5 protein-coding genes are annotated in these 6,661 nt (G+C 60.4%); 4 read left to right on the forward strand and 1 reads right to left on the reverse strand.

Going from position 1 to position 6,661, the window contains the following annotated elements; all coding sequences use genetic code 11:
• The first annotated feature begins 60 nt into the window (after positions 1–60).
• Entirely contained in the window at positions 61–675 is a 615-nt protein-coding gene (locus tag HT737_RS22920) for an RNA polymerase sigma factor (RefSeq protein ID WP_003222662.1), read from the forward strand.
• The gene (locus HT737_RS22925; protein WP_047292363.1) at positions 669–902 is read left to right on the forward strand and encodes an anti-sigma factor; all 234 of its coding nucleotides are present in this window, start codon (positions 669–671) and stop codon (positions 900–902) included. The genes HT737_RS22920 and HT737_RS22925 overlap by 7 nt, the downstream gene beginning before the upstream one ends.
• Before the next feature lie 180 nt (positions 903–1,082).
• On the opposite strand, the gene HT737_RS22930 is transcribed toward HT737_RS22925, so the two are convergent.
• Positions 1,083–2,405: a putative porin gene (locus HT737_RS22930; RefSeq protein WP_007966005.1), complete on the reverse strand. Its 1,323-nt coding sequence runs from the start codon at positions 2,403–2,405 to the stop codon at positions 1,083–1,085.
• A 278-nt stretch (positions 2,406–2,683) separates the two neighbouring features.
• Here HT737_RS22930 and HT737_RS22935 point away from each other — a divergent pair, with 278 nt between their 5' ends.
• Complete coding sequence (locus tag HT737_RS22935) at positions 2,684–3,808, forward strand: GNAT family N-acetyltransferase (protein WP_182404062.1); 1,125 nt, start codon at positions 2,684–2,686, stop codon at positions 3,806–3,808.
• A gap of 207 nt (positions 3,809–4,015) precedes the next feature.
• Positions 4,016–6,661, forward strand: a 2,646-nt coding sequence (locus HT737_RS22940) for a bifunctional diguanylate cyclase/phosphodiesterase (RefSeq protein ID WP_182404063.1), incomplete at its 3' end; no start/stop codon positions are given.

Below are 6,661 nucleotides of genomic sequence, written 5' to 3' on the forward strand. Positions count from 1 at the left end.
CTGTAGGAGCTGCCGCAGGCTGCGATCTTTTGCTTTCGACCATCTGAAAACGAGGCGCGCATGGCCGCAACGGATGACACCCAACTGCTCGAACGCCTGTTGGCCGGTGAGCAAAAAGCTTTCAAGGAACTGGTCAGCACCTACCAGAGCGCCATGCGCGCTGTGGCTTACGCGATTGTCGGCCAGCGCCATGTCGAGGAAGTGGTGCAGGACGCCTGGCTTTCGGTGGTGCGCCACATCGGTAGCTTCGAGGGCCGTTCCAGTCTCAAGACCTGGCTGCTGACCATCACTGCCAACTCGGCCAAGAGTCGTTACAAACAAAATCGTCGCGAAGTCTTGATGGATGACCTGCCGTCACCCCACGGCACCATCGACGATGACCGCTTTTCTCCCGGTGACGGTCATTGGCTGGTGGCGCCGTTCGCCTGGCATCAGGACACGCCGGAAGCCTTGCTGACGGAAAGCGAATTGCGCGACTGCCTGGAGCACACCTTGCTCAGCCTGTCGGAACTGCAAAGCAGTGTTTTGCTGCTGCGCGAGCGTCAGGGCCTGGAGCTGGAGGAGATCTGTAATCTTCTGGAGATCTCGCTCTCCAATGTCCGTGTGCTGCTGCATCGTGCGCGGCTGAAAGTCTTCGCCACGGTGGAGCATTTTGAGGAGACTGGCGAATGCTGACCTGCAAGGAACAAGTAGCGCGCTCCAGCGATTATCTCGATGGCCAGTTGAGCTTTCGCGAGAGACTGTTGGTGCGCCACCACCTGATGTTCTGCCCCAACTGTCGGCGTTTCATTCGCCAGATGCGTTTGATGCAGGCCACATTGAAGGCGATGCCGGAGAAAACCGAGGCGGGTATTGACGCTTTGGCCGAACGCCTGGCCGAGCAACGCCGCAAAGAAAAATAGAGCCCCCTGTAGGAGCTGCCGGAGGCTGCGATCTTTTGATCCTCAAAAACAAGATCAAAAAGATCGCAGCCTCCGGCAGCTCCTACAGTGTTCTTGCATCTTGCAGAAATAGCCCGACGCGGATGAAACGAACGGATGATGGGGATCGTCCCGCCCGCGTCAGGCTACAGGTGACGCTTTTTAGAACTTCGCTTCCGCGTCCAGCTGCAGGGTGTTGGTGTCTGCGTCACGCTGGGTACGGCTGGAGAAGTCGGCCTTGGTCAGGAAGTAGGTGGCGCCGATGGCGAAGTTCTTGTCGATATCGTAACCGACCTTGAACTTGTGGCCACGGGAACCGGTGGTGCCGTTGGCGAAGTCGGAGTCGGTGAATGCGCCGACCACGGCGTCACGCTGTACGTCACGATAGTTGTAGTCCAGGTTCAGGCCGAAGACTTTCGACTTGGCGCCGACCAGCCACGCAGTGTCGGCATCGGTCACCGCATCGTTGTTCTTCACGTACTGGCCGTAGAACGACAGCGGCATTGGCAAACCACCGATATCGATCTGGCTGAAGCCCTCGTACAGACGGAATTCGTTGTTGGCCGAGTTGCCGTTGACCGACAGTGCGCACGGTGTGGACGTCCCGGTGCAACGGCTGTCCTCGTCGTTCTGGTAGGCGTAGACGCTGCCGCCCAGGGTCAGTTTCAGGTTGTCGGTGATCGCGAAGCGGCTGCCCAACTGGCCAGCGGTCAGGCGCAGATCGTGGCGAAATTGCACGCCTTCGCCGTCGACGTTGTCCTTGAGAGTGTAGTTACCCAGGCTGCCGAACAGTTCGGCGCTGCTGCCCAGCGGGTATTTGTAGGTCACGGCCAGACCTTCCGGGTTGATGTCGCTGTCCCAGATCACATCGCCCATGCTGACCCAGGGTTGCAGCATCTTGCCGCCGATCACGTGCAGGTTCTTGATGGCGTCGGGGTGGTAGTCGATGTAACCCAGGTCGAGCCAGATCTGCTTCTTGTCGAAGTAGTTGTCCATGTCCTGGTTGGTCGAACGGGCATCGTCGCCGCCGCCGGTGGCAATACGGATACCGGTGTCGACCTGCGGGTTGATCTCGGTGTAGGCGCCGAGGCGGGCACGGATACGCTGGCGATCCTTGTCGCGACCACCGTTGTTGGATTCACCGTCGATCTTGACGGTCTCCTGACGGATACGCACATCACCCTTGAACTGGGTCTTGGCGGCCCAGGCAAGCTTCTGGTCGAAGGAACTCAGCTCATTGGTTTTCTTCGCGGTTGCCGCGATTTGCTCGTTGGTCTCTTGCTGCGCCTGCTGCGCGATTTGCTGAGCCTTCTGATCCTTGGCCAGTTCAGTTTGCAGTTCAATGTACTGCGCCTGGGAAATGGAACCGTTAGCCTTGAGCATGTCGAGCAGTTTGGCGTCGACTGCAGCACTGGCCGGAACGCTCATGGCCAGCAACAGGCCACCGCACAGGGCCGCCGCAGTTTTCGTGGAAGCAAGACGCATAGCAATCTCCGAAGATGAGAGGGATGGCTGAACCATCCTGGGCACACCGACGCGCACGTCGGAAAACAGTGTCCGGGTAGAACCCGGCGCTCTAAAAACAGGAGCGAGTATCGCGATGGTTTATGACAGAGCAGTGGCTAAGTGATGTCATGTCGATGACGATGCAAAGTCCTCGTGAACTATTGAGCCGGAGCACTGTCGCCCGAATGAGCGTGTGCAATGGAAGCTGATCAGCGATACTCGCGGGGCTTTGACGCCAAGATGTGGAGAGCCAGTTGATGCCGTTGCAACGTGTGCAAAACCTGTCAGAAATCGCCCCCGCGACCTGGGATGCGCTGGTGCCCGAGAACCAGCCGTTTCTGCGCCATGCGTTCCTCGGCGCACTGGAAGACAGTGGCAGCGTCGGCCCGCACACCGGCTGGCAACCCGAGCATCTGCTGCATGTTGAAGGCGATCGGTTGATCGCCGCGCTGCCCGGTTATCGCAAATGGCATTCCTACGGTGAGTACGTCTTTGATCACGGTTGGGCCGATGCCTGCGCCCGCGCCGGGATCGATTACTACCCCAAGCTGCTGACCGCGGTGCCGTTCAGTCCGGTCAGTGGCCCGCGCTTGCTGGCGGCGAATGTCGAGGACGGCTTCGAACTGCTCAAGAGCCTGCCGGGTTATCTGGAAATCGAAGAACTTTCCAGCGCCCACATCAATTTCACCGACCCGTTCACCGACGCCGCCATGGCCGAGCAACCGGGCTGGTTGCAACGCATCGGCTGTCAGTACCATTGGCAGAATCGCGGTTACCGGGACTTTCAGGACTTTCTCGACGTGCTCAGCTCGCGCAAGCGCAAGCAGATGCGCAAGGAACGCGAGCAAGTGGCGGGGCAGGGCTTCGAGTTCGAATGGCTGGAAGGGCGTGAGCTGGACGAGGCGCAATGGGATTTTGTCTACGCCTGCTATGCCAACACCTATGCCGTGCGCCGACAGGCGCCGTACCTGACGCGCGAGTTCTTCAGTCTGTTGGCTGCGCGGATGCCGGAGGCGATTCGGGTGGTCTTCGCCAGACAGGGTTCACGGCCGGTGGCGATGGCCTTCAGTCTGGTCGGGGGCGACAGCTTCTATGGACGCTATTGGGGATGTCTGGCCGAGTTTGACCGGCTGCATTTCGAGACGTGTTTCTATCAGGGCATGGATTACGCGATCGCCCACGGCTACCAGCGCTTTGATGCGGGTGCCCAGGGTGAACATAAACTGATTCGCGGCTTTGAACCGGTGATCACGCATTCGTGGCACTACTTGCGCCATCCCGGGTTGAAAGCGGCGGTGAAGGATTTTCTGAAACAGGAACGTGCCGGCATCCTCGCCTATGCCGAAGAAGCAAAAACTGCCTTGCCCTACCGTCAAACCTAGATCCCTGTAGGAGCTGCCGGAGGCTGCGATCTTTTGCTCTTTTCAACCACCTACTGGAGAAATGCTCTGAGCGGCCGACACATTCTTATAGCACTTGGCCTTCATCTCTCTTGTCAGTCGGTGCCGCAATGATGCAACCTTGCCGCAGGCAACAGTAAAGAGGGCGCGAGCCCGGCGCGTTCAGCATATTTCCAAGCGAGTTCCTTCATGAAGAGCCAACCCGATGCCGCCAGCCGTATGGCGGCCGAGGTAGTGACGCAGTTGCCTGTGCCCTCGCGGCTCGGCATGCTGCGTTTCGAGCGCTTGAATGAAGCCAGTTGGGCGATGCTGTTTCTCGACCCCAACTGCGAACGCCAGTTCGGCCAGCCGGCCGTCGAATTGTGTGCCCTGGTCGGCTCGCCCTACGCCAGCCTGATGGAGCCTGAAGCGCGCTATCAACTGCACGACACCATTCAGCAACAACTGCGCGACAGCCCGCATTATCTGGTGCGCTACACCTTGCACACCGCCGCTGGCGTGTTGAGCATCCTCGAGCTGGGCGAAGCCTATAAGCAGCACAATCGGCACTTGCTGCGCGGTTATCTACTGGCGGTCGATGATGTCTTCGACGAAGCGCCAGCGCTGCCCTCGGTCGACCTCGAAACCCAGAACTCACGCCTGCAGATCGCCCTTGAACTCAACCAGCGCGCCCAGCAGGAACAACTGCAGCACCTTGATCGGGTGCGCGCCCAGCAGGACCTGATTCTGCTGCTCGCCCGCCAACGCTACAGCAGCCACAACTCGCTGCAGGAAGCCGCCGAACTGATCACCCGCTGCGCCTGCGATATCTATGAAATCGACTGCGCCAGCCTGTGGAACCTCGAAGGCAATCTGTTGGTGCCGATTTCCGCGTATCACCGCGCAACGCAGGAATACCTCCTGCCGGAGGTGATCGACATCAGCGGCTTTCCCGACTACATGGAAGCGCTGCACGGCAGCCGCGCCATCGACGCGCATAATGCGATGCGCGACCCGCGCACACGCGAGATGGCAGAGGCCCTGCGCCCGCGCGACGTCAACGCCATGCTCGACGCCAGCATCCGCGTCGACGGCCAGGTGGTCGGCGTGCTCTGTCTGGAGCAGACCGGCGTGACCCGCGCCTGGCAGTCCGATGAAATCGCCTTTGCCGGTGAGCTGGCGGATCAATTCGCCCAGGTCATCAACAACCACAACCGCCGCACCGCCACCAGCGCCCTGCACCTGTTCCAGCGCGCAGTGGAGCAAAGTGCCAACGCCTTTTTGCTGGTCAATTGCGACGGTGTGGTCGAGTACGTCAACCCGAGTTTCACCGCGATCACCCAGTATTCCACCGAAGAAGTCCACGGCCAGCGCCTGTCGGAACTGCCGGCCCTGGAAAACCTCAGCGAGCTGCTGTTCGATGCGCCCTCGGCACTGGCCAAGAGCAACAGTTGGCAGGGCGAATTCAAGAGCCGGCGCAAGAACCTCGAACCCTACTGGGGCCAGTTGTCGATCTCCAAGGTGTATGGCGACAACCGCGAACTGACGCACTACATCGGCATCTACGAAGACATCACTCAGACCAAACTGGCGCAGCAGCGCATCGAGCGTCTGGCGTACACCGACAATCTGACCAACCTCGGCAACCGTCCGGCGTTTATCCGCAATCTGGACGAGCGCTTCGCCCGCGATAGCGATACGCCGATCAGCCTGCTGCTGGTGGACATCGACAACTTCAAGCGGATCAACGACAGCCTCGGTCACCAGACCGGCGACAAACTGTTGATCAGCCTCGCCCGGCGTCTGCGCAACAGCCTCAGCCCGAGCGGCAGCCTCGCGCGGTTCGCCAGTAACGAGTTCGCCGTACTGCTCGACGACACGGATCTCGCCACCGGCCAACAGATCGCCAACCAGTTGCTGGCGACCCTCGACAAACCGATGTTCGTCGACAACCAGTTGATCAGCGTCACCGGCTCCGTGGGCCTGGCCTGCGCGCCGCTGCACGGACGCGACCCGCAAACCCTGATGCGCAACGCCGGCCTCGCTTTGCACAAAGCCAAGGCCAACGGTAAGCATCAGGTGCAAGTCTTCACCGAAGCGCTGAATGCCGAGGCCAGCTACAAGCTGTTCGTCGAGAACAACCTGCGCCGCGCCCTGACCCAGAACGAGCTGGACGTGTTCTACCAGCCCAAGCTATGCCTGCGCAGCGGTCGCCTGCTGGGCATGGAAGCACTGCTGCGCTGGAACCACCCCGAACGCGGGATGATCCGCCCGGATCAGTTCATCAGCGTGGCCGAAGAAACCGGCCTGATCATTCCGATCGGCAAGTGGATTGCCCGCCAGGCCTGCCGCATGAGCAAAGCGCTGACCGCCGCGGGCATGGGCAATCTGCAAGTGGCGATCAACCTGTCACCCAAGCAGTTCTCCGATCCCGATCTGGTCGCGTCCATCGCCAACATCCTCAAGGAAGAAGCGCTGCCGGCCAGTCTGCTCGAACTGGAGCTGACCGAAGGTTTGCTGCTGGAAGCCACCGAAGATACGCACTTGCAGCTCGATCAGCTCAAGCGCCTGGGCCTGACTCTGGCCATGGACGACTTCGGTACCGGTTACTCGTCGCTCAGTTACCTGAAGAAATTCCCGATCGACATCATCAAGATCGATCGCAGCTTCATCCACGAAATCCCCGACAACCAGGACGACATGGAAATCACCTCCGCGGTGATCGCCATGGCGCACAACCTGAAGCTCAAGGTCGTGGCCGAAGGCATCGAGACCGCCGAGCAGCTGGCGTTCCTGCGTCGCCACCGGTGCGACGTCGGCCAGGGCTACCTGTTCGACCGGCCGATCCCCGGCGGC

The organism is Pseudomonas sp. MD195_PC81_125, from assembly GCF_014060985.1.
In the GTDB taxonomy this organism is placed as follows: domain Bacteria; phylum Pseudomonadota; class Gammaproteobacteria; order Pseudomonadales; family Pseudomonadaceae; genus Aquipseudomonas; species Aquipseudomonas parakoreensis.

Excerpts from the sequence above, each read along its gene's own strand:
- HT737_RS22920 (WP_003222662.1), top strand. The coding sequence starts at position 61 with ATGGCCGCAACGGATGACACCCAACTGCTCGAACGCCTGTTGGCCGGT.
- HT737_RS22930 (WP_007966005.1), bottom strand. The coding sequence starts at position 2,405 with ATGCGTCTTGCTTCCACGAAAACTGCGGCGGCCCTGTGCGGTGGCCTG.
- HT737_RS22925 (WP_047292363.1), top strand. The coding sequence starts at position 669 with ATGCTGACCTGCAAGGAACAAGTAGCGCGCTCCAGCGATTATCTCGAT.
- HT737_RS22935 (WP_182404062.1), top strand. The coding sequence starts at position 2,684 with ATGCCGTTGCAACGTGTGCAAAACCTGTCAGAAATCGCCCCCGCGACC.